The organism is Rhodococcus sp. NPDC054953 (genome assembly GCF_053609225.1).
This window is the reverse complement of sequence record NZ_JBSGXD010000008.1, coordinates 40,458-62,445: the sequence shown is the minus strand read 5'-3', so window position 1 is coordinate 62,445 and position 21,988 is coordinate 40,458. Positions and strand designations below refer to the sequence as shown.

Genomic DNA, 21,988 nt, shown 5'->3' with positions numbered 1-21,988 from the left:
GCGGGCAAGCGGGTCAGCTGCCCGACGGCGCGACGACCGACCACGGCACCGTGAGCACGTTGTCCCGCAGGCGCCTGCGCGGAACCTCCACCGGTATGCCCTCCGCGCGCAGCATGTCCAGGGTGGCGCGCCACCGGACCCGTGGCCCGAACGGGGCGTTCGGGGCCGCCGCCGCCCACGCGCGATCGGCGGCGCGCAGCAGCTCGTGCACCCCCTCGCCGGGGACATTGCGGTGAATCAACGCCTTCGGTAGCCGCTCCGCCACGTCACCGGGTCGGGTGACGTCGAACGGATCCCACGCCAACGTCAGCGACACCGGGCCGTCCTCGGCAACTAGCACCCACGCGCAGCGTCGCCCCAGTTCGTCGCAGGTGCCGTCGACGAGCAGCCCGCCGGGGGCCAGCGACGACCGGATCCGCGTCCACGCACCGGCGACGGCGTCCTCCGGGTACTGCCGGAGCACGTTGAACGCCCGAACCAGCACCGGCCGCAGGCCCGCGAGTTCGAAGCCGCCGCGGGCGAAGCTGACCCCGTCCCGGCCGGGCACCACCCGCGCCGGATCGATCTCCAGGCCGACCACTCGCAGGTCCGGCCGGACGGTCCGCAGCCGGGCGGCAAGCTCGAAGGTGGTGTCGGGACGGGCGCCGTACCCGAGGTCGACGACCAGCGGGTCGGGGGCGGACCGGAGCAGGTCCGCGATGCGGGGGCGGTGCATCAGCCAGCGGTCGCTGCGCCGTAACCGGTTGATGCCGGTGGTGCCGCGGGTGATGACGCCGTCCGGTTTGGCGGCGCGGTTCATGGTGGGCCGCGGCTACTGCTTGGCGAGCCAGTCGGCGGTGACCTGGGCCTCGGTCCGGAACAGGTCGACGAGGTTGACCAGCATCAGCTGCTCGAGCTTGCCGCCGACGAACGGGATGAACACTTTCGCCTCCGACGACGTCCGCAGGGTCGACCCGGTGTCGGTGCCGAACAGCGACATCGTGCCGGACAGGCTGCCCGGTCCCGCCGGGATGGATGCCTCGTAGGTGCCGGTGACCGGGTCCCCGAACGCGCTGTAGTGCTCCTTGCGGGTGATGATCATGTCCTTCTTCATCACCGTCTGCGCGATGTCGGGCAGGGAGCTGCGGGGAATCACGTGATGGAAGACCAGGTCGACGCCGGAGTCGGTGACCTCGAAGGACTCCACGTCGTTGTCCGAGAACTTCCGCAGTTCGATCATCCGCGCCTCCCAGTAGTCCCGGTCGGCCAGCGCGGCGTACACCTTCTCTGGCGAGTGGGTGTACCGGGCGGAGTAGTCGATGCGGCGAGCCATGACCGGCAGGTTACCGGCTCGGCACGCATCGACCACACCGGTCCGATGGCGGGATCAGGCGTTCGCGGCGACCCATTCCTCGACGGCGGCCTGGTCGCGGCCGAGGATCTCGACGACCTGGTCGGCGACCATGCCCTCGACAGCGCCACCGATCAGCTTGATCGCGACCTCGACGTCACCCTCGAGGGTCATCGTCGACTGCGCGCCTGCGTCGGTGAGGACGGCGGTGCCGGAGGCGGTGATCGGCAGCCCGGTGGTGGTGACGGTGAACTTGCCGTTGGCCTGGCCGTTCTCGAACGGGCCCCAGGCCTCGCCGCGGGTCAGGACCAGGTCACCCTTGACGGCCTTGGACACCAGCGACGGCAGCGAGTCCTTGTCGAGGACCTGGCTGATCTGGCAGTCGACCGTGCCCGGGCCGTCCTTGAGGTGGTCCAGGGTGACGCCGTTCTCGGCGTTCTTCTCGACGCGGGGAAGCCAGAAGTCGCGGCTGGTCAGTGCGTGGTGGACGGCCGCTGCGGGCGCGTTGTAGGTCAGGGTCAGTTCGATTCGGCGTGACATAGTCGGGCAGATTACATGCCCTTCGAACTACTTGTTTCCACTCAGCCAGGCGGCCGTGAACTCGTCCTCGTGCCGGAGCAGTTCCTCGATCCGGTCCGCAATCACCGCCTCGACTTTGCCGCCGATTAGCGGCAGCGACACCTGCACCCGGCCATCCAGGGTCACCGTCGCCCCGGTGGCGTCGCCGTCCAGCGTCAGGGTGCCGGTCAGCTCGCCGGGCAGCCCCGCGACCCGCGCCGTGAACGTGCCGGTCGCGCGGTCACCGGCGAGCGGCCCCCAGTCCTCGGTGCGGCTGATCTCGAGGTCGCCCGGACGGATCTTCGTCACGATCGACGGCAGCTGTTCGGCGGGAATCGTCTGCGTCATCTCGACGGCGATCGTGGCCTCGCCGACGTCGACACGATCCACCCGCGCATGCTCCCCGCCCGCCTCGGCGATCCGGTCCCGCCAGTACCCCTCGCTGGTCAGGGCGGCGTGGACCCGCGCCACCGGCTGGGGATAACTGGACGAATGCGGAATGCGGCGGGCCATGCCGGGCACGCTACCGTGTGCAGTCGTGCGGGTAGCGGAGGACGTGGCGGCCGAGTTCGGCGCCGAACTGGATGTGAACGTGCCGATGTCGCGGCTGACGACGTTGCGGGTCGGCGGCCCCGCCCGCGCGATGCTCACCTGCCGCACCGCCGAGGCCGTCGCCGGGGTGGTGCGGGCGCTGGACACGGCCGGGGTCCCGGTGCTGATCCTCGGCGGGGGCTCGAACCTCCTTGTCTCCGATGCCGGCGTCGACGCCGTCGTCGTCCGCGTCGCGAACGACGGGATCCGGCTCGATGCCCGGGTGGTGGCCGCGGAGGCGGGGGCAGGCTGGGACGACGTGGTCGCGGCAGCGGTCGCCGCGGGTCTCGGCGGGCTCGAGTGCCTGTCCGGGATCCCCGGCTCCGCGGGCGCGACCCCGGTGCAGAACGTCGGCGCGTACGGCGTCGAGGTCGGCTCCCTGCTGCGTCGGGTCCGACTTCTCGACCGCACGTCAGGGGAGGTGCGCTGGGTCGAGCCCGCCGACCTGGGACTCGGATACCGCACCAGCATTCTCAAGCACACCGACGCCGCGGTCGTCTTGGCGGTCGAGTTCGACGCCGCCGCCGACGGTCTCAGCGCGCCGCTGCGGTACCGGGAACTGGCGACCTCGCTCGGGGCGGAGGAGGGCGAACGGCGGCCGGTTGCGACGGTGCGCGAGGCGGTCCTGCGGCTGCGGTCCGGCAAGGGCATGGTCCTTGACGACGGCGACAACGACACCTGGAGCGCCGGTTCCTTCTTCACCAATCCGGTCGTGGCCGACGATCACCTGCCCGGCGTCCTTGCCGCGATCCGCTCCCGCCTCGGCGACGTCGCGGTGCCCCGCTACCCCGGCGCCGGTGGCACGAAACTGTCGGCGGGCTGGCTGATCGAGCGGGCCGGATTCGGGAAGGGGTACCCGGGCCCGGACGCGCCGGCCCGGCTGTCGACGAAGCACACCCTCGCGCTGACGAACCGCGGCACGGCGTCCGCGACGGATCTGCTCGGGTTGGCGCGGGACGTCCGCGCCGGGGTAGAGGACGCCTTCGGGGTACGCCTGGAACCGGAGCCGGTCACGGTCGGGTTCACGGTGTGACCAGGTAGGCACCGGTACCGGCGGTGATCGTCGGTACCGTGGATTGCGTGGCTGAACAGGGTATTCGGACGAAACGGACACGCCGGTTGACGGTGCTCGCACTGCTGACGGCGGTGGTCGCGCTGATCGCCGGGTGCGCCTCGGGTGCCGTCGACCCCTCGGCGCAGCCCGCGAAGGACCCGGCCGCCGTCGTCACCCAGACGCCGGCCGACGGCGCGGACGGGGTGAGCCCGACCGCACCGGTGACCCTGAGCGTCACCGACGGCACCCTGCAGGGGGTCGCGCTGACCAGCCCGTCCGGCAAGATCGTGCAGGGTGCGCTGTCGGCGGACCAGCGGACCTACACGGTCACCGAACCCCTCGGCTACGACGCCACCTACACCTGGTCCGGCACCGCCGTCGGCACCGACGGCGACTCGGCGCCCGTACGCGGCGCGTTCACGACCGTCGCCCCGCGCTCGGTGACCTCCCTGACCACCTACATCGCGGACGGGCAGGAGGTCGGCATCGCCGCCCCGGTCATCCTCAAGTTCGACGCCCCGGTCGCCGACAAGGCCGCCGTCGAGAAGGCGCTGACGATCACCACCACCCCGCCCACCATCGGATCGTGGGCGTGGCTTCCCGACGACGGCGGCTCGCGGGTGCACTGGCGCCCCCGCGAGTACTGGACGCCCGGCACCGCCGTGCACGTCGCCGGGAACCTGTACGGCGTCGACTACGGCGACGGCGCGTACGGCGAATCCGACTTCACCCTCGACTTCACGATCGGCCGCGGCCAGATCGTCAAGGCGGACGCCACCAGCCACCGCATGCAGGTCGTCCGCGAGGGCGAGACCATCATGGACATCCCGGTCAGCTACGGCGAGGGCAACGAGGACCGGAACGTCACCCGCAGCGGAATCCACGTGGTCACCGAGAAGTACGAGGACTTCCTGATGTCGAACCCGCCGTACTACGAGAACGTCCGCGAACGCTGGGCGGTGCGGATCTCGAACAACGGCGAATTCATCCACGCGAACCCGCTGACCACCGGGGTGCAGGGCGCAGCGAACGTCACCAACGGCTGCATCAACCTGTCGATGTCCGACGCGGCCGAGTACTTCGGGACCGCGCGGTACGGCGACCCCGTCGAGGTGACCGGCACCCGCATCGACCTGTCGGCCGCCGACGGCGACATCTACGACTGGGCGATCGACTGGCCGACCTGGCAGTCGATGTCCGCGCTGCCCGCCGCCGCGACCCCGGTCGCGGCGCCGGCAGGCTGACCCGCGCTACTTCCTGGCGAACCGGCCGGGGGCGGCCTGGTCCCGCGGCTTCATGATGATCTGGTCCAGGTTCACGTGCGAGGGCCGGGACGCGACGAACCCGACCACCTCGGCGACGTCCGCGGCCACCAGGGGCGTGATGCCCTCGTACACCTTCGCGGCCCGCTCCTCGTCGCCGTCGAACCGCACCAGGGAGAACTCGGTTTCGACGGCGCCGGGCGCGATCTCGGTCAGCCGCACCGGCTGACCGAGCAGTTCGCCGCGCAGGGTCCGGTGCAGGACCGCCTGCGCATGCTTCGCCGACGTGTAGCCGGACCCGTTGTCGTACGCCTCGAACGCGGCAACCGAGGTGATCGTGACGATCAGGCCGTCGCCCGACGCGATCAGCTTCGGCAGCAGCGCCTTCGTCATCCGCAGGGTGCCGAGGACGTTCGTCTCCCACATCCAGCGCCAGTCGTCGAGGTCGGCGTCGGTCACCGCGGCAAGGCCCTTCGCGCCGCCCGCATTGTTGACGAGCACGTCCACCCGCGGCACGACCGCGGCAAACGCGTCCACCGAGTCGTCGTCGGTGACATCCAGTTCGAGTGCGGTGCCGCCGATGTCCTCGGCGAGCCGTTCGAGCCGGTCAACGCGACGGGCCCCGACCACCACGTGGAAGCCCTGCGCCGCCAGCGTGCGGGCGGTGGCCTCCCCGATACCGGAGCTCGCTCCGGTGACGACGGCGACTTGATCCTGCGGCGAAATGGTCATGGCCCTCAGCGTAGGCGCCTCTAGTCGGCCGCGTACTCGGCCTCGCGTTCGATCTCCCGCACCGCGGCGGGTGGGACGCCGACCGGTCCGGGGGAGTACGTCACCGCGGTCAGCTTCCCGGTGTACCGGAACGGTCCTCGGCGTTCTCGCAGTTCCCACGACACCGGCCCGCGGGCGTCGACACCGACCGAGATGCCGGTCCACGGCGCCATCCCGACGAGCTGGACCTGCCCGAGCAGACGAGCGACGTCCTCGCCGTCGACGCGGATCGTGAAGTCCCACCGCAGCCGTCGGGCCACCACGGCGGACACCTCGATCCGCCGGGTGCCCGGCGGCAACGGCCCGGCGTCGACGCAGGCGTAGCGACCGTAACTGTTGACGCCGAACACCAGGTGACCGTCCTCGACATAGAGCAGGTACCCGCCCTGCACGTCGCCGTGGGCGACCAGCACGCCCTCGTCGCCGGCTGCGTACGCCGCCAGATCCACCCGAATATCGAAGTCCCGGAAGGCGATCAACTGAGACGACCGGTACCGCTCCAGGGTCGGTGTCCCCGGCACGATGCGAACCGGACGGGCCAGCGTCAGCTCGGCAGGACGGCGGGTGGCCAACCCCGCCGGGGTGAGCAGCGGGAAGACCGTGTTCGCCCATGCCGACTCGTCCCACGCGGCGGCCAGCTCGGCCACCGTCTCCGGATACCGGTCCGCGACGTCGTGGATCTCGGTGGGGTCGGCCCGCACGTCGAACAGCTGCCACCGCGGGGCGTCGACGTCGCCATCCGGCCGCAGGGCCAGCAGCTTCCAGCCATCACGGTAGAACCCACGGTTCCCGACCATCTCGGTGTACTGCTCGGTGTGGGTGCTCGACGCTGCCCGGTCGTGCAGCATCGCCGATGCGTCGACACCGTCGAACGCCTTGACCTGCACCCCCTTCCGGTGGCCGGGGACGCCGACACCCGCGAGCGAGAGCAGGGTGGGGGTGAGGTCGGTGACGTACACGAACTGGTCCCGGACGCCGTTGTCCCCGTGCCCCTTCCGCAGACCCGCCGGCCAGGACAGCACGAACGGCACCCGGACCCCGCCCGCGAACGACTGCCCCTTGTAGAACCGGAACGGGGTGTTCGACGCCTGCCCCCACCCCCGCGGATAGTGCACGCCCAGCCGCGCCGACCCGATCAGCGCCTCGTCGTGGGGGACGTCGCCCGCCCACTCCGGGTCGGGGACGCGCGCGAACTCGGCGAAGTAGCTGCGCGTCCCCTCCGTGCCGCCCTCGGCGGTGCCGCCGTTGTCGGAGGTGAACACGACGATGGTGTTGTCGAGCTCGCCGAAGTCCTCGATGGTGTCCAGGATCCGCCCGACGGATTGGTCGACCGAGTCGACCATCGCCGCGTACACCTCCATGTACCGGGCAAACCGGGCCCGCCGGTTGGCGTCGAGGGAATCCCATTCGGGCACATCGAATCCGGGCTCGACGTTCCGGGGAACCTGCTCGGTCCCCGCCGGGAACAGGCCCTGCGCGAGTTGCGAGGCGAAGCGGCTCTGCCGCACCGCGTCCCAGCCCCGCGCGTACCGGCCCCGAAACTTGGCGATATCGGAGTCCTTGGCCTGCAACGGTCCGTGCATCGCGACGTGGGCGAAGTACAGGAAGAACGGCTTGTCCGCGTCATGGGCGCGCAGGTCCCTGAGGTACGACACCGCCTTGTCGGTGAGGTCGTCGGTCAGGTAGTAGCCCTCCGGGTACTCCTCGATGTCGACGGCCGAATTGTCCGACACCAGCTGGTTCGGGTGGAAGAACGAGTTGAGTCCCTCCAGCGAACCGTAGTAGCGGTCGAACCCGCGCTGCGTTGGCCACGAGTCCCGGGTCGCGCCGGGGCGGAGGTTTGCGTCCCGGACCAGGTGCCACTTGCCGACCGCGTAGGTCGCGTACCCGCCGGCCCGGAGGATCTCCGGCAGGGTCTGGGTGTCGTCGGACAGCTCCAGTCGCAGCCCGGGGAATCCGGGGTCCGCGTTCGCGACGAAGCCGTAGCCGGCGCGGTGCGGGTTCAGGCCGGTCAGCAGCGCCGCCCGGGACGGCGAGCACAGCGGGGTGGTGTGGTAGTTCGTCAGCCGCACACCCGAGGCGGCGAGCCGGTCGAGGTGGGGGGTGTCGATCTCGGAGCCGAACGGGCCGATGTCGCTGAACCCCATGTCGTCGACCAGCACGACGACGATGTTCGGGGACCCCGACGCTGCCGCCGGTGCATCCGGCCATGCGGGGGTCGAGTCGTCGACGGTGCGGCCGATCCGGCCGGTGAAGCCCTCGTAGCCTCGGGCGTGCGGGGGGACGGTCATCAGCCCGCGGCCCGCACCGGGGCGTCGATGGGCGAGTAGTGCGAGGCGTCGCCGGAGACGATCCGGCTGCGCTCGCCGTGCACGTCGACCGGGACATCGCCCGCGAGGGTGATCCGGGTGAGGCGCCGACGCTGGCCGTCGTAGTCGTCGATCGCGTAGTGCTGGGTGGCCCGGTTGTCCCAGATCGCGACGTCGCCTGCCTCCCAATTCCACCGGGTGGTGTTCTCCAGCTTGGTGATCCGCGCCTGCAGCAGCTGGAACAGCGCCTGCGACTCGGTGGTGCCGAGGCCGACGAAGCTCTTGACGAAGTGGCCGAGGAGGAGGGAGCGTTCGCCGGTCTCGGGGTGCACCCGGACCACCGGGTGCCGGGCCTCGTAGTAGGTGGACTGGAACTCGTCGAGGTAGTCGGAGGTGGTCGCGTTCACGTCCTCTGCGGTGCTCGCGGCGTAGTCGTAGACGTTGGTGTGGGTCGCCCACAGATGCTCGACCAGCGCCTTGAGCGGGTCGGGGAGGGCCTCGTAGGAGGCGGTGGTTGATGCCCAGGTCGTTGAGCCGCCGTACGGCGGCAGCACCTCGGCACGCAGGATCGACGCCTTGGGGATCCGATCGACGAACGTGACGTCGGTGTGCCAGCTGTTGGCGCGGCCGTATTCGGAGTCGATCGGCAGGATGCGCTCTCCTCGGGAGGTGACGGTCGGGTGCGCGGTGGTCGGCTCGCCGAGCAGCCGAGCGAACTCGTACTGGCCGTTCTCGTCGAGATGCTGTTGGCCGCGGAAGAAGATCACCTTGTGCTCGAGCAGGGCGGTGCGGATCAGGTCGATCGTGGTCGGATCGAGGTCGCCGCCGAGGGTGATGCCGTCGATGCGGGCACCGATGCGGGCGCCGAGTCGGGTGACGGACGGGGTGGCGGGCCTGGCCGGGCGGGAAGCGAAATCGAGGGACATGAGGGACCTTTCGTCGTCGCTGAGCGGAAGGGCGGTTCGTGGTTCCCATGGAACCGGGGCGGGTGGCCGCGGCCAAGGGTTCCGGTCACCGTGATCCCAACCGCGGGCCGACACGGGTATTTCCCCTCGCTTGCAGGAGAATTCGGTGGGTGTTACGTTCTCGCCCATGACTTCCGGCAGCCGTACCCCGATGCGGGTCACCTACGTGACCGCCGCTCTGGGTTCCCGCCTGCCTCATGCGCGGGAACTGTGTTGTTCCCCCAGCGGTATTTCTCGCTAGCCCCGCGCCGCCGCCTTCCTCTGCGACACCGCCCGCACTCGTCGGGCGTGACCGGCCGTTCCCGGGACCCCCAGGGACGCGGCCGGTTCCGTCGGCAGCGCGCTCCGACCGTTGGCCGTGTCCTGTTCTGTTCAGGACGAAGCGCAAGGAACTCGTGTGTCCACTTCGACCCTGCCGTCCGCTGCCCGCTCGCCCCAGTTCGTCCGCCGCCCCGTCCGCCCCGTCCGTCGCCCCGCAGCACCCGCCCCGATCGTTCGACCCGACCTGCGGGTGGGAGATTCGCCTGCCGCTGCCGTGTTCCGGGTCGCCCGCGCGCGGGGGCCGGTGTCCCGCGACACCGCGGCGCGGGCCACCGGGCTGAGTACCGCGACCGTGAACCGCCAGGTGGCCGCGCTAATCGACGCCGGCCTGCTCAGGGAGCGCGCCGACCTCGCCATATCGGGTGCGGTCGGCAGACCGCGGGTGCCGTTCGAGGTTGACCACGAGCCCTACCTGACCGTCGGCGTGCACATCGGGGCGGTCGTCACCGGGATCGTCGCGATCGACCTCCGGGGTCGGATCCTCGGCGGTGTCGAGGTTCCCACCCCGACCGGGCCGCAGGACCTGGCGCTGGCGCGAATCGCCAACAGCGCGCGGGCGTTCGTCGGCCGCTGGCATCGGCGTCGGCCGCTGTGGGTTGGCGTCGCACTCGGTGGCCGGGTCGATCCGGTGACCGGCCTCGTCGATCATCCGCGGCTCGGGTGGTCCGGGGCGCCGGTCGGGCCGGCCATCGGCGGGGGACTGGGCCTCCCGGTGTCGGTGGCGCCGCACGTCGAGGCGATGGCGGCGTCCGAGCTGCTGCTTGCGCCGCATCGCCCCGGTGACGACGCCGCGGTCGGCACCGGACTGTACTTCTATGCGCGCGAAACCGTGGGAGTCGCAATGACAATCGACGGTCGGGTGCACACCCCGACGAACGGACCCGGATCGATCGCGCACCTGCCGACCGGCTCGTCGACGCCGTGCCCGTGCGGCGCGCGCGGGTGCCTCGAGGCAACGGTGGGCGACCGCGCGACGATCACCGCCGCCGCCGACGCCGGGGTGCCCGGCATCGCCGCCGCCGACGCGAGCATCGGCGCGGTGTATCGAGCGGCCGCGTCCGGATCCCGTGCCGCGCAGGAGCTATTGGTCGAGCGGGCCCGGATCCTCGGCCGGACGGTCGCGATGCTGCGCGATCTGTTCAACCCCGACCGGGTGATCCTCGGCGGGCAGGCCTTCACCGAGCACCCCGCGGGAGTTCCGCACGTCGCCGAGGCCTTTGCGCGGACATCGACCCTGTCCCGCACGGACATTCGGATCACCGGCTTCGGCAACCGGGTTCAGGAGTTTGCGGCGGGCGTCGTCTCGCTGAGCTCCCTGTACGCAGACCCCCTCACCTCCATCAGAAGGACGAACCACCAGTGAGCACTTCACCTCTCGGAACACATCTCGATCGGCGCACCTTCTTCCGCGGCGCCGGGATCGCCGCCGCCGCGATCTTCGGTACCGGACTGCTCGGCGCCTGCGCGTCGGCCGTCGAGGAACAGCAGGCCGGTGCCGCGGGCGCCGCCGAACCGGTCCGCGGCGGAACCCTCAAGGCGGGGATCTCCGAGGACGTGCTGCCCGCGACCTTCCTGACCAACACCGCCGGGTCGACCGTCGTGATCGGGCTGGCCTACGACAGCCTGATCAGCTACCCGCACGACCGGGTCGAGCCACGACCGCGGCTCGCGACCGGGTGGCAGCTCGCCGCGGACGGGCTCTCGCTGTCTCTCGACCTGCGCGACGACGTGACCTTCCACAGCGGTCGCCCCTTCACGTCGGCGGATGCGGAGTTCTCGATCCGCACGTACGCGGACCCGAAATGGACGGCGCAGCTGCGCGGCACGGCCGCCGCGATCACGGCCTTCGACACCTCCGATCCGCACCGGCTGGTGCTCGCCTTCGCGCACCCTCTTGGCAACATCTTCGATCTGCTGGACACGGTCCCGATCCTCGACCGGGAGTCCATCGACAGGCTCGCCGCAGGCGAGGCCTTCATCGGGACCGGACCGTTCCGGCTCACCGCGCGCACCCCGAACACCGCGCTGACGTTCGAACGCAACGAGAACTACTGGATCCCGGAGCGGCCCTACCTCGACCGGGTCGAGGTGTCGGTGATTCAGGACGCGCAGGCGTTGCTCAGCTCGCTCCGCTCCGGTCAGGTGCAGCTGGTCAACGGACTGAACTACCGGGACGTCGAAACGCTGGGCAGCACCGCCGGCTACCAGGCGATCCCGCTGGAGGGGGCCGAACTCCAGGTGTACGTCGGCACCAATGTGACGCACCCGGCGCTCGCCGATCTCCGGGTGCGCAAGGCCATCGCCCATGCGCTGGACCGCGACCGGATCGTCACCGAGGTGTTCCGCGGATCGGGCTACCCGGTGAACCTGCCGTGGCCGAAGTCGTCGCCCGCATACGACGAGGCCCGCAACTCCACCTATCCCCGTGACCTCGCCGCGGCGAGGGACCTGCTGACGGAATCCGGTGGTGCCGTGCCGAACCTGACCCTGTCCTACGGGGCGGGCAATCCGTTCTACGAGGCGACCGCGCAGATCGTGCAGGCGAACCTCGCCGATATCGGTATCGCGACCACGCTCGACCCGCAGGAGTACGCAACCTTTGTCAAGAATCTGATCGGTGCACGCTTCCCCGGGTTGTGGGTCACCTTCCATTCGTGGGCGCAGTACGTGCCGTCCACGCTGACGGTCAGCGCCTACCCGTTCAACGCCCGCAAGAACGCATCCCGCTTCGACAGTCCCGAGTATGTCGCGGCCGCCGACGCGGCCTGGCAGGTGCCGGACGGCGCCAGCGCCGAGGCCATCGCCGCATACGGGGCGGTGAGCGACGAACTGCTCGACAACCTGTTCCTGATCGAGATCGGCGTGATCCTCAACCAGATTGCGGCGGCCGAAGCGGTGCAGGGCATCTCGTGGACCAAACGGTCCGAGCTCCAGCTGACCGACACCTACCTCGCCTGAGAAAGGAGCCTGCCATGATGCGCTACCTCGCGCGTCGGGTGCCCTCGGCTGTGGTGGTCCTCGTGGTGGCCTCGCTGCTGATCTTCTTCGTGCTTCGACTCGTCCCCGGTGATCCGGCCAGCACCCTCGCCGGCCCGGATGCGACACCGGAAACCATTGCCGCGGTCCAGAATGCGCTCGGCCTGGATCGGTCGATTCCCGCGCAGTACCTGTCCTGGATCGGGGGCGTTGCGACCTTCGACCTCGGCAGCTCGTTCGTTCTCGGCGGTCCGATCGCCGACCTTGTCGGTGCCGCGCTCGTCAACACCGTCGTGCTGGCGGTCGCCGCCCTGCTGCTCGCGGTGGTGGTGAGCCTCGCGTTGTCCGTTGCCGTCGTCGTGTGGCCGACGCGCTGGCTCACCGGGTTGGTCGCTGGCGTCAACACCCTCGCCGTCGCCCTTCCCACCTTCGTGACCGGCGTCCTGCTGGTGCTGGCCTTCGCGGTGCTGGCTCCCGTGCTGCCGGCGGGCGGCGTCCCCCCGGACGGGTTCCTGGCCCGCCCCGACATCTCGCTGCAGTACCTCGCGCTGCCGACGATCTGCCTCGGTCTGCCCGTCGCCGCCGCGCTGACCCGTTTCCTCACCGAGGCTCTGCGCACCGAGATGCGGCAGCCGTACGTGCTGACCGCCCGCGCGCTTGGGGTCTCGCGCTGGAACCTGGTCACCCGCAGCGCATTGCGCAACGCCCTACCGACGATGCTGACCGTGCTCGGGCTGCAGACCGGGCAGCTGCTCGGCGGCGCGGTGCTCGTCGAGGCGATCTTCGCGTGGCCCGGCATCGGACAGTTGATCGAACAGGGCATCAGCCGCCGCGACTATCCGGTGGTGCAGGTGCTGCTGCTGATCGCGGTGTCGGTCTTCGTGATCGTTCAGCTCGTTACCGATGTTGTGCACGCCTACCTGGATCCGCGGGTCCGGATCGGGGGAGCGTCATGAGCGTGTCCGAGATCGAGAGCCCCGCGGTCGCGGACCGCACGCCACCCGCCGCACCGGCCCGACGCGGTTCGGCGCTCGCCGCCCTCACCCGCGGGCAGGGGCTGGCCGGCGTGCTCCTAGTGCTGGCGGTGTCGGCGGCGGGCCTGCTGGCGCACTGGATCGCACCGTTCGACCCGACCGAGCAGATCACCGGGGCCAACCTGCTTGGGCCGAACGGGACGCACTGGTTCGGCACGGACGAGGTGAACCGGGACGTGTACTCCCGTGTGCTGCACGGAATCCGGATCAACCTGCAGATCATCCTGATTGCCGTGCCGATCGGCGCGGTACTGGGTTCGCTGCTCGGCCTCGTCTCGACGCTGCACCCGGCGGCGGACGTCGTCGCGCAGCGGGTGTTCGACGTCGTGCTCGCGTTCCCCGCGCTCATCCTCGCGATCGCCCTTGCCGCGATCGTCGGCCCCGGCGCGGTCACCGTCGGGATCGTGATCGTGGTCGCCGAGATCCCCGCGTTCGGTAGGACCGTGCGGACCCAGGTACTCCGGATCCGGGAACTGCCGTTCGTCGAGGCGTCCGAGGTGATCGGGGCGTCCCGCTGGTGGACGTTGCGCACGCACGTACTGCCGAACGCCGCCGAGCCGTTGGCCGTCCAACTGGCGCTGGCGATGTCGGTGGCGGTGTTCGTCGAATCCGGGATGAGCTTCATCGGGATCGGCGTCCGGCCACCGGCACCGTCGCTGGGCTCGATCGTCGCCGATGCCGTCCCGAATCTCGACGCGAACCCGGCGTTCGTGGTCGGTCCGCTGGCCGTCGTCGCGGCGCTGGTGCTCGGATTCCTGCTGATCGCCCAGGCCCTCGGCTCCGCCCGCCGGTCCTGACCCACCCCCCACCCCTCCCGCCCCACCCCGCACCCACCCGCCCCACCCCGCACCCACCCATCCCACCCACCCCGCCCGTCCCACCCGTCCGACCTGTCCCACCCATCTCACTCGCCCTACCCGCCCCACCCGCCCCACCCCGCCCTGAGCGAATGTGGGATTCGGTCACTCAGAGTGACCGAATCCCACATTCGGTCGGCGGGGGAGGGCAGGGCGAGGGAGGGCAGGGCGGGGGAGGGGAGGGCAGGGCGGGGGAGGGCTCGGCGGGGGAGGGCAGAGCGGGGCAGAGCAGTAGGAGTAGACGACGATGACCGACCCGATCCTCGACATCGCACAGCTGTCCATCCGGTTCGGACCACACGACCGGCCCGTCGTGTCGGATCTCGACCTCACTGTCCGCGCGGGCGAAATCGTTGCGCTGGTAGGCGAATCCGGCTCGGGCAAGTCCATGACGGCGCGGGCGGTGCTCGGTCTGCTGCCGGACGGCGCGGCGGTCGACGGCTCGATCCGGCTCGGCGGCGAGCAGGTCGTCGCCGCGCCGGAGGAGGCGCTGACGCGGCTGCGCGGGACCCGCGCCGCGATGGTGTTCCAGGAACCGCAGACGGCGCTGAACCCGGTCCGCACCGTCGGCTGGCAGATCGCCCAGGCGCTGCGGGCGCGCGGCAGGATCTCCCGCGCCGCGGCCCGGACCCGCGCGATCGACCTGCTGCGGCAGGTCGAGATCCCCGAACCGGAGGTGCGCGTCGACTGGTTCCCGCATCAGCTGTCCGGCGGGCAGAAGCAGCGGGTGGTGATCGCCCTCGCGCTGTCCGGCGGACCCGATCTGCTGATCGCGGACGAGCCGACCACCGCGCTCGACGTGACGGTGCAGGCCGAGATCCTGGCGTTGCTGCGGTCGCTGCGCGACGAGCGGGGGACCGCGATCCTGGTGATCACGCACAACATGGGTGTCGTTGCGGACATCGCCGATCGGGTTGCGGTGTTGCGGCGCGGTGTCCTCGTTGAGGAACGCGGTGTCCATGACCTGTTCTCGGCGCCACGGGAGCGGTACACCACCCAGTTGTTGGCCGCGGTGCCGCGACTGCCCGAGCCCGGTGACGGCACCCCGGTCGCGGACGTCGCGTCGGGTGCTCCGGTGCTGCGGATCCGCGACCTCGACGTCGTCTACCCTGCCCGGCACGGGAACACCGCGTTCCACGCGCTGCGCGGGGTGAGCCTCGAGGTGTCGGCCGGGCAGGTGCTCGGCCTCGTCGGCGAGTCCGGGTCCGGCAAGACCACCCTCGGCCGCACGGCCGTCGGTGCGGTGCGGCCGAGCGCGGGTGCGGTGACCCTGGACGGGACGGACCTGGGTTCGGCGACGCCGCGCGAACTCCGCGGTCTGCGCAGGGGAGTGGCCCTCGTGCACCAGGACCCGGCGGCGTCGCTGGATCCGCGTCGGAGCGTTGGCGATTCGATTGCCGAGCCGCTCGTGGTGCACCGTGCGGCGTCGGGCGCCCTGCTCCGGGCGCGAGTGGCGGACCTGCTCGACGCGGTGCGCCTGCCGCGTGATTTCGCGGGCAGGCGCCCGGCCGAACTGTCCGGTGGACAGCGGCAGCGGGTCGCATTGGCGAGGGCCCTCGCGTTGGCGCCGCGACTGCTCGTCGCGGACGAGCCGACCAGCGCGCTCGACGTGTCGGTGCAGGCCGAGATGCTGGCGCTGTTCGAGGACCTTCGGCAGGAGTACCGCTTCGCCTGCCTGTTCATCAGTCACGACCTCGCCGTCGTGCACCGGGTCGCGGACCGGGTTGCGGTGCTGCGGCACGGCGAACTGGTCGAGATCGGTGGCACCGCAGAGGTGTTCGGCAACCCGCGCGACGCGTACACCCGCGGCCTGCTGGACGCGGTCCCGGTACCCGACCCGGTGGCGCAGCGCCTCCGCCGCGACGGCGCGGTGGTGCTGTCCGCCGCGGGCTGACCCGGATCAGGCGGTGAGCACGGCCTGCGACTGCGTCACCTGCGCCACCAGCCGACCCTCGTCGTCGCGCACCTCGACCGCGACGGCGATGGTGGATCGCCCGACGTGCAGCGGTCGCGCGGTCGCGGTGACGGTGCCCTTGCGGACCCCGCGGGTGAAGACGGTGTTCGAGCTCGTCGTCGACGTCGCCGCCCCCGGCGGCAGGTTCAGGAACGCGCACACCGCACCGACGCTGTCCGCGAGGGTCATCACGGCGCCGCCGTGCATTCCGGCGCCCGCGGTGGTGCGGTGGGAGTCCCAGTCGAGGGTGCCGACGGTTTCCTCGGGAGCGGCCGCGGTCAGGGTCACCCCGGTGTGGACGGCGAATGGCATCGACGCGGTCAGCTGATCCAGATCCATGCTCGGATGGTAGCCGCGGATCCCCGCACGAAGGTGGTGATGGAGGCGTCGCCTCCGCTCCGCCCCCTTCACCATATCGCCGACCCCGGGGCTTGCGGCAAGGCCCCGGTGGTGCTGCAGACTCGCCTGCTGCGGGCAAGCGGACGCCTTGCCGGAGGAGGGGATCGCATGACCGATGTCATCGTTGTCGGTGCCGGACCGACGGGGTTGATGCTTGCGGGTGAGCTCCGACTCCGGGGCGTCGACGTCGTGGCGCTGGACAGGGAGCGGGAACCGACCCCGTTCGTTCGGGCCCTCGGCATCCACGTGCGGACGATCGAGATCATGGCGCAGCGCGGGCTGCTCGACCGCTTCCTGGCGCGCGGCACGAGGTATCCGCTCGGCGGCTTCTTCGCGGGCATCGCCGCACCGGCACCGGCGCATCTGGACACCGCACACGGCTACGTGCTCGGCATTCCGCAGCCGGAGATCGACGGCATCCTCGCCGATCACGCCACCGAGCTGGGGGCCGACCTTCGGCGTGGTCGCCGCGTCGTCGCGGTGCGCCAGGACACCGACGGGGTCACCGCCGAATTGGCCGACGGGACAGCACTGCACGCGCGTTATCTCGTCGGATGTGACGGCGGCCGCAGCACCGTCCGGAAGCTGATCGACGTCGGGTTCCCCGGCGAGCCGTCGACGTCCGACACGCTGATCGGCGAGGTGGCCGTGACCATGCCGGAGGAGGACCTGTCCGCCAGGGTCGCCGAGATCCGGGAGACCCAGAAGCGATTCGGCATCGGGCCGTCCGGGACCGGCGCATACCGCGTTGTGGTGCCGGCGGCCGAGGTTGCCGACGCCCGCACGGCTCCGCCGACGCTGGACGACATCAAGGCGCGGCTGCGGGCCGTCGCGGGCACCGACTTCGGTGTGCACTCGCCGCGGTGGCTGTCCCGCTTCGGCGACGCCACCCGGCTGGCCGAGGCGTACCGCCGCGGCCGGGTGTTCCTCGCTGGCGACGCCGCACACATCCATCCACCGATGGGTGGGCAGGGTCTGAACCTCGGTGTCCAGGATGCGTTCAACCTCGGATGGAAGCTCGCTGCCGCGATCAACGGCTGGGCGCCGCCCGACCTGCTCGACAGCTACGAATCCGAACGGCGCCCGGTGGCCGCGGACGTGCTGGACAACACGCGGGCCCAGGCCGAGTTGCTGTCCACCGAGGCGGGGCCGCAGGCGGTGCGCCGCCTGCTCACCGAGCTGATGGCGTTCGACGATGTGAACCGCCACCTGATCGAGAAGATCACCGCCATCTCGGTCCGCTACGACCTCGGCGCGGGCCACGACCTGCTCGGCAGGCGGCTGCGCGACATCGCGCTGTCCGGCGGCCCCCTCTACGACCGGATGCGCACCGGTCGAGGACTGCTGCTCGACCAGACCGGCGCACTGTCGGTCGCCGGGTGGAGCGACCGGGTCGACCACGTCGTCGACACCAGCGCCGAACTGGACGTTCCGGCGGCGCTGCTGCGTCCCGACGGTCATGTGGCGTGGGTCGGGAACGCGCAGGCCGACGCGGACGCCCACCTGGCCAGGTGGTTCGGCAGGCCGACGGTCTGAGCCCCGCCGTGCGTCGTTGTCGGGAAGGATCTGCCCCGCAATGCGGGGCAGACCCTTCCCGACTGTGCGGATCCGGCGTCAGCTGCGGGCGCGGAGCGCATACCGGACCTGCGGCCTGCCGGTGCGGCCGTACTCGGTGTGCCGGGCCAGGACCCCGTCATCGGCGAGGCGTTCGAGGTAGCGCCAGGCCGTCACCCGCGACACCCCGACCGCGGCACCGACCTCCGCCGCGGTCCGCGGCGCGTCGCCCTCGCGGACACACCGCGCGACCGCGTCCAATGTCCGGGGCGCAACGCCTTTCGGGCTGGTGACCGGGGCCGGGGTGCCGCGCAGTGCGGCCATCGCCCGGTCGATGTCGTGTTGGCCCGCCGCGGTCAGCGGACCCCGCGCGTCGGTGATCGCCGCCCGGTAGGCGGCGTAGTGGTCGAGCTTGTCGCGCAGCGCGGCGAACGTGAACGGCTTGAGCAGGTACAGCACCACCCCGCGCGCGACCGCCGTCCGCACCACATCGAGTTCGCGGGCCGAGGTGACGGCGATGATGTCGGGGTTCGGGCGCAGCAGACCGAGCGCGGCCGCGACGTCGAGCCCGCTGGCGTCGGGCAGCCCGATGTCGAGCAGCACCAGGTCCACCGGTTCCGCGGACCGCGCCGCTGCCTGCGCGACCCGGACCGCGGCGTTCCCGGTGTGCACCACGTCGTGCACCGTGAACCCGGGCAGCCGGTCGAGGTACTCGCGGTGCGCCTGCGCGATCAGCGGTTCGTCCTCGACGATCAGCACCCGGATCACGGCGCGCCCCCGAACGGGATTTCCGCGACCACCAGCGACCCCAGCGACGGCTCGGTGCGGAGGGTGCCGCCGCGTCGGGTGATCGTCTGCGCCACCAGCGCCAGACCCAACCCGTGGTGGTCGGATTTGGTGGAATAGCCGCGGGTCATGGACCGCGCCAACGTGTCCGGATCCATGCCCGGTCCGCTGTCCGCGACCTCGATCACCACCGTCGACCGCTCCTGCCGCACCGTCACCTCCACCCACGCGTCCTCGGTCCCGCTCACCGCGTCGATCGCGTTGTCGACGAGGTTCCCGACCACCGTCACCAGGTCCCGGGACCGCAGCGGCACCGCGGCCAGCGCGGTGTCGTCGGTGACGGTCAACTCGACACCGCGCTCGGCCGCGGCATCGACCTTCCCGATCAGCAGGGCTGCGAGGGCGGGATCGGCGACGGTGGCCGTCACCCGGTCCACCAGCTGCTGGGAGAGCCGGAGCTCCTCGGTCGCGAACGCGACCGCCTCATCGGGCCTGCCGAGCTCGACCATCGTGATGATGGTGTGCAGGCGGTTCGCCGACTCGTGCGCCTGCGCCTGCAACGACTCCGCCAGCCCGCGCACCGAATCCAGTTCGCCGAGCACGGACCGCAATTCGGTGTGATCGCGCAGCGTCACCACCGTCCCGATCCGTCGACCGTCCCAGCGCACCGCGTCCCGCCCCACGACCAGCACCCGGTCCGCGGTCAGATGCACCTCGTCGCGGGCATCGTCCCCATCCTCCGCCAGCGCCCGCACCGTCTCCGGCAGCGAGTCCATCGACACCGGGCCGTCCGCGGGCAGGCCGAGCAGCCGCCGGGCCTCGTCGTTGATCACGTCGACGCGGGGACCGTCACCCCCGGAGGTGCCGAACACCAGCAGGCCCTCGCCGATCGCCCGGAGCACCGCGTCGTGCTGCTCGTACAGTCGGCGCAGCTGATCGGGGGACAGCCCGAGGGTCTGCGTCCGCAAGCGCCTGCTGACCAGGACGGCGCCCGCCGTCGACACGGCGAGGCCGATCGCGACGATGCCGAGGAGGCCGGGCAGGCTGCTCTGGAACTGCTCCCAGCTCTTCTGCCGGGTCACCCCCACCGACACGAACCCGACGAGGGCGCCGGTGTCCTCGTACACCGGCGCGACCGCCCGGATCGACGGCCCGAGGCTGCCGGTGTACGTCTCGGTGAACGTCCGGCCCTGCCGCGCCGGTTCGGTGTGCCCCGTGTACGGCAGCCCGATCCGGTCGGGGCGCGGATGGGTGAGCCGGATCTCGTCGAGGCCCATCACGACGACGAAGTCGACCCCGGTCGCCGCGCGGATCGCGGAGGCGACCGGCTGCAGCGCTCCGACCGGGTCGGGTCCGACGATGTCCGCCGCCACCGCGGGGATCTGTGCGGTCGTCGCGGCCACGTCCGTCACCGCAAGGCGGGTCGCGGCATCCGCGTCGCGTCGCTCCTCGACCGCGAACAGCCCGCCCGCGACGAGGACGACGACGGCGAGCGCCACCGTCTGCACGATCAGCAGCTGCCGCGCCACACTCATCGGTTCCCGACGTCGTCGCCCCACCCGTCGATTGTCGCGTGCGGACGGGGCGGTGAGCACGTTCACGACTGAACACAAGTTACGCAACCTTCACCCGCGGCGGCCCCCGCACCAGGATGTTCGTCGGAAGCTGAGGTGACACCGGACACGCGCGGGGCGCGGATCGTCGGTTTCCTCCGATTCGCACTCACAGTGAGGCAACCACCATGAGCAGTTCCACCGCATCGCCACGCCGGGACCGCACCCACTGGCTGTACATCGGCGTCATCGTCGCCGTCGTCGCCGGGGTTCTCGTCGGCTGGCAGGCGCCGGAGGTGGGCACGTCCCTCGGCATCCTCGGCACCACCTTCGTCGACCTGATCAAGATGATGATCGGTCCGGTCATCTTCTGCACCATCGTGCTGGGCATCGGGTCGGTGCGGGCGGCGGCGAGCGTCGGCCGGATCGGGGGCCTCGCGCTGGTCTACTTCATCGGGATGTCGACGGTCGCGCTCGGCATCGGCCTGGTCGTCGGCAACCTCCTCGACCCCGGCTCCGGTCTGAGCCTGACCCCCGACATGGCGGGCAGCGGCGCGGCGCTCGCGGACAAGGCGCACGACGCGGGCGGTACCGCCGGATTCATCGCCTCGATCATCCCGACGTCGATGCTGTCCGCGCTGACCGACGGCAGCGTGCTGCAGGCACTGTTCATCGCGCTGCTCGTCGGCTTCGGCCTGCAGGGGATGGGCGCGGCCGGTGAGCCGATCCTGCGCGGCATCGGGCACGTGCAGAAGCTGGTGTTCAAGGTCCTGTCGATGATCCTGTGGCTCGCGCCGATCGGCGCGTTCGGTGCGATCGCGAACGTCGTCGGCCGGACCGGTCTCGGCGCCGTCGTCCAACTGGGCGCGCTGATGCTCGGCTTCTACCTCACCTGCCTGGTGTTCGTGTTCGGTGTGCTCGGCAGCGTCCTGCGCGCGGTCGCCGGCGTGTCGATCTTCAAGCTCGTCCGCTACCTGGCCCGCGAGTACCTGCTGATCTTCGCGACGTCGTCGTCGGAGTCCGCGCTGCCGCGGCTGATCGCGAAGATGGAGCATCTCGGTGTGCAGAAGACCACCGTCGGTGTGGTGGTGCCCACCGGCTACTCCTTCAACCTGGACGGCACCGCGATCTACCTGACCATGGCCGCGATCTTCATCGCCGACGCGTTGAACCAGCCGCTCGCGCTGACCGAGCAGTTGTCGCTGCTGGTGTTCATGATCGTCGCGTCGAAGGGCGCCGCCGGTGTCACCGGCGCCGGGCTCGCCACCCTCGCGGGCGGCCTGCAGAGCCACCGACCGGACCTGGTCGACGGCGTCGGGCTGATCGTCGGCATCGACCGGTTCATGTCCGAGGCCCGCGCGGTGACGAACTTCTCCGGCAACGCCGTCGCCACCCTGCTGATCGGCACCTGGACGAAAACGGTTGACCGCGGGCAGGTCCGCGAGGTGCTGGGCGGCCGCCGTCCCTTCGACGAGGAGGCGTTCGCCGACGGCGAGGACCCCTCGATCAACCCGGTCGTCGCGGACGTCGATCCGCTGCCCGAGCGGGCACCGGCAAGGGTGCTGGACCGGGTCTGACCGACGTGGGGGGGGGAAGGGGGGGGAGGGGGGGGGAAAAGGGGGGGGGGGGAGGGTTCCGGAGGGGCCGGAAGTAACAAGAACACCCCCACCCATCTCGGGGCAGGCAGAGAAGAAGAAAAAGCAACCGGTGTGCT

At 71.1% G+C, this 21,988-nt stretch carries 19 protein-coding genes; 9 read left to right on the top strand and 10 right to left on the bottom strand.

Features of this window, described 5'->3' with window-relative positions; all coding sequences use genetic code 11:
- Positions 1-13 precede the first annotated feature (13 nt).
- From ACWF62_RS08030 to ACWF62_RS08015, 4 genes are read right to left on the bottom strand one after another with little or no spacing between them, the layout of a single operon-like run.
- Positions 14-799 (bottom strand): class I SAM-dependent methyltransferase, encoded by a 786-nt coding sequence (locus tag ACWF62_RS08030; RefSeq protein ID WP_378506165.1) that lies wholly within the window; start codon positions 797-799, stop codon positions 14-16.
- Positions 800-811: 12 nt separating this feature from the next.
- A complete protein-coding gene (locus tag ACWF62_RS08025) occupies positions 812-1,312 on the bottom strand; it encodes a DUF2505 domain-containing protein (RefSeq protein ID WP_378506166.1) in 501 nt (166 codons plus the stop codon).
- 54 nt (positions 1,313-1,366) lie between these two features.
- Positions 1,367-1,870, bottom strand: a complete 504-nt coding sequence (locus tag ACWF62_RS08020; protein WP_378506167.1) for a DUF2505 domain-containing protein — start codon at positions 1,868-1,870, stop codon at positions 1,367-1,369.
- Positions 1,871-1,897: 27 nt separating this feature from the next.
- Positions 1,898-2,401: a DUF2505 domain-containing protein gene (locus ACWF62_RS08015; protein ID WP_378506168.1), complete on the bottom strand. Its 504-nt coding sequence runs from the start codon at positions 2,399-2,401 to the stop codon at positions 1,898-1,900.
- Here ACWF62_RS08015 and ACWF62_RS08010 point away from each other — a divergent pair.
- Positions 2,400-3,512 carry a UDP-N-acetylmuramate dehydrogenase gene (locus ACWF62_RS08010; protein ID WP_378506169.1) on the top strand — a complete coding sequence of 371 codons (1,113 nt, stop codon included), beginning with the start codon at positions 2,400-2,402 and terminating at the stop codon, positions 3,510-3,512. The two genes, ACWF62_RS08015 and ACWF62_RS08010, sit on opposite strands and share 2 nt — an antisense overlap.
- Positions 3,513-3,559: 47 nt before the next feature.
- Positions 3,560-4,777, top strand: a complete 1,218-nt coding sequence (locus tag ACWF62_RS08005) for a L,D-transpeptidase (RefSeq protein WP_378506170.1) — start codon at positions 3,560-3,562, stop codon at positions 4,775-4,777.
- Between the two features lie 6 nt (positions 4,778-4,783).
- On the opposite strand, the gene ACWF62_RS08000 is transcribed toward ACWF62_RS08005, so the two are convergent.
- The 3 genes from ACWF62_RS08000 to ACWF62_RS07990 are packed head-to-tail and all read right to left on the bottom strand — an operon-like array spanning position 4,784 to position 8,801.
- Entirely contained in the window at positions 4,784-5,527 is a 744-nt protein-coding gene (locus tag ACWF62_RS08000) for an SDR family oxidoreductase (RefSeq protein WP_378506171.1), read from the bottom strand.
- 20 nt (positions 5,528-5,547) lie between these two features.
- Positions 5,548-7,857 (bottom strand): arylsulfatase, encoded by a 2,310-nt coding sequence (locus ACWF62_RS07995; protein ID WP_378569886.1) that lies wholly within the window; start codon positions 7,855-7,857, stop codon positions 5,548-5,550.
- Positions 7,857-8,801 carry a TauD/TfdA dioxygenase family protein gene (locus tag ACWF62_RS07990; protein WP_378569887.1) on the bottom strand — a complete coding sequence of 315 codons (945 nt, stop codon included), beginning with the start codon at positions 8,799-8,801 and terminating at the stop codon, positions 7,857-7,859. The genes ACWF62_RS07995 and ACWF62_RS07990 overlap by 1 nt, the downstream gene beginning before the upstream one ends.
- A gap of 436 nt (positions 8,802-9,237) precedes the next feature.
- Between ACWF62_RS07990 and ACWF62_RS07985 the strand changes: the two genes are divergently transcribed.
- From ACWF62_RS07985 to ACWF62_RS07965, 5 genes are all read left to right on the top strand, one after another.
- On the top strand, positions 9,238-10,524 hold the full coding sequence (locus tag ACWF62_RS07985; RefSeq protein WP_452629805.1) for an ROK family protein: 1,287 nt from the start codon (positions 9,238-9,240) through the stop codon (positions 10,522-10,524).
- Positions 10,521-12,119 carry an ABC transporter substrate-binding protein gene (locus ACWF62_RS07980; protein WP_378569889.1) on the top strand — a complete coding sequence of 533 codons (1,599 nt, stop codon included), beginning with the start codon at positions 10,521-10,523 and terminating at the stop codon, positions 12,117-12,119. Before ACWF62_RS07985 ends, ACWF62_RS07980 begins: the two co-directional genes overlap by 4 nt.
- Before the next feature lie 14 nt (positions 12,120-12,133).
- Positions 12,134-13,093 (top strand): ABC transporter permease, encoded by a 960-nt coding sequence (locus tag ACWF62_RS07975; RefSeq protein WP_378569890.1) that lies wholly within the window; start codon positions 12,134-12,136, stop codon positions 13,091-13,093.
- Positions 13,090-13,968 (top strand): ABC transporter permease, encoded by an 879-nt coding sequence (locus ACWF62_RS07970; protein WP_452629804.1) that lies wholly within the window; start codon positions 13,090-13,092, stop codon positions 13,966-13,968. Before ACWF62_RS07975 ends, ACWF62_RS07970 begins: the two co-directional genes overlap by 4 nt.
- Before the next feature lie 307 nt (positions 13,969-14,275).
- On the top strand, positions 14,276-15,922 hold the full coding sequence (locus tag ACWF62_RS07965) for a dipeptide ABC transporter ATP-binding protein (protein ID WP_452629803.1): 1,647 nt from the start codon (positions 14,276-14,278) through the stop codon (positions 15,920-15,922).
- A 6-nt stretch (positions 15,923-15,928) separates the two neighbouring features.
- On the opposite strand, the gene ACWF62_RS07960 is transcribed toward ACWF62_RS07965, so the two are convergent.
- A complete protein-coding gene (locus ACWF62_RS07960; protein ID WP_378506179.1) occupies positions 15,929-16,321 on the bottom strand; it encodes a PaaI family thioesterase in 393 nt (130 codons plus the stop codon).
- Between the two features lie 168 nt (positions 16,322-16,489).
- On the opposite strand from ACWF62_RS07960, the gene rox reads away from it, so the two are divergent.
- Complete coding sequence (rox, locus tag ACWF62_RS07955) at positions 16,490-17,917, top strand: rifampin monooxygenase (RefSeq protein WP_452629802.1); 1,428 nt, start codon at positions 16,490-16,492, stop codon at positions 17,915-17,917.
- Between the two features lie 78 nt (positions 17,918-17,995).
- Here the strand turns inward: rox and ACWF62_RS07950 are convergent, their stop codons facing one another.
- Both ACWF62_RS07950 and ACWF62_RS07945 read right to left on the bottom strand, forming a co-directional pair.
- Entirely contained in the window at positions 17,996-18,703 is a 708-nt protein-coding gene (locus ACWF62_RS07950; RefSeq protein ID WP_378569894.1) for a response regulator, read from the bottom strand.
- A complete protein-coding gene (locus ACWF62_RS07945; protein WP_378569895.1) occupies positions 18,700-20,256 on the bottom strand; it encodes a sensor histidine kinase in 1,557 nt (518 codons plus the stop codon). The genes ACWF62_RS07950 and ACWF62_RS07945 overlap by 4 nt, the downstream gene beginning before the upstream one ends.
- A gap of 206 nt (positions 20,257-20,462) precedes the next feature.
- Between ACWF62_RS07945 and ACWF62_RS07940 the strand changes: the two genes are divergently transcribed.
- Complete coding sequence (locus tag ACWF62_RS07940; protein ID WP_378506183.1) at positions 20,463-21,851, top strand: cation:dicarboxylate symporter family transporter; 1,389 nt, start codon at positions 20,463-20,465, stop codon at positions 21,849-21,851.
- The last annotated feature ends 137 nt before the right edge of the window (positions 21,852-21,988 follow it).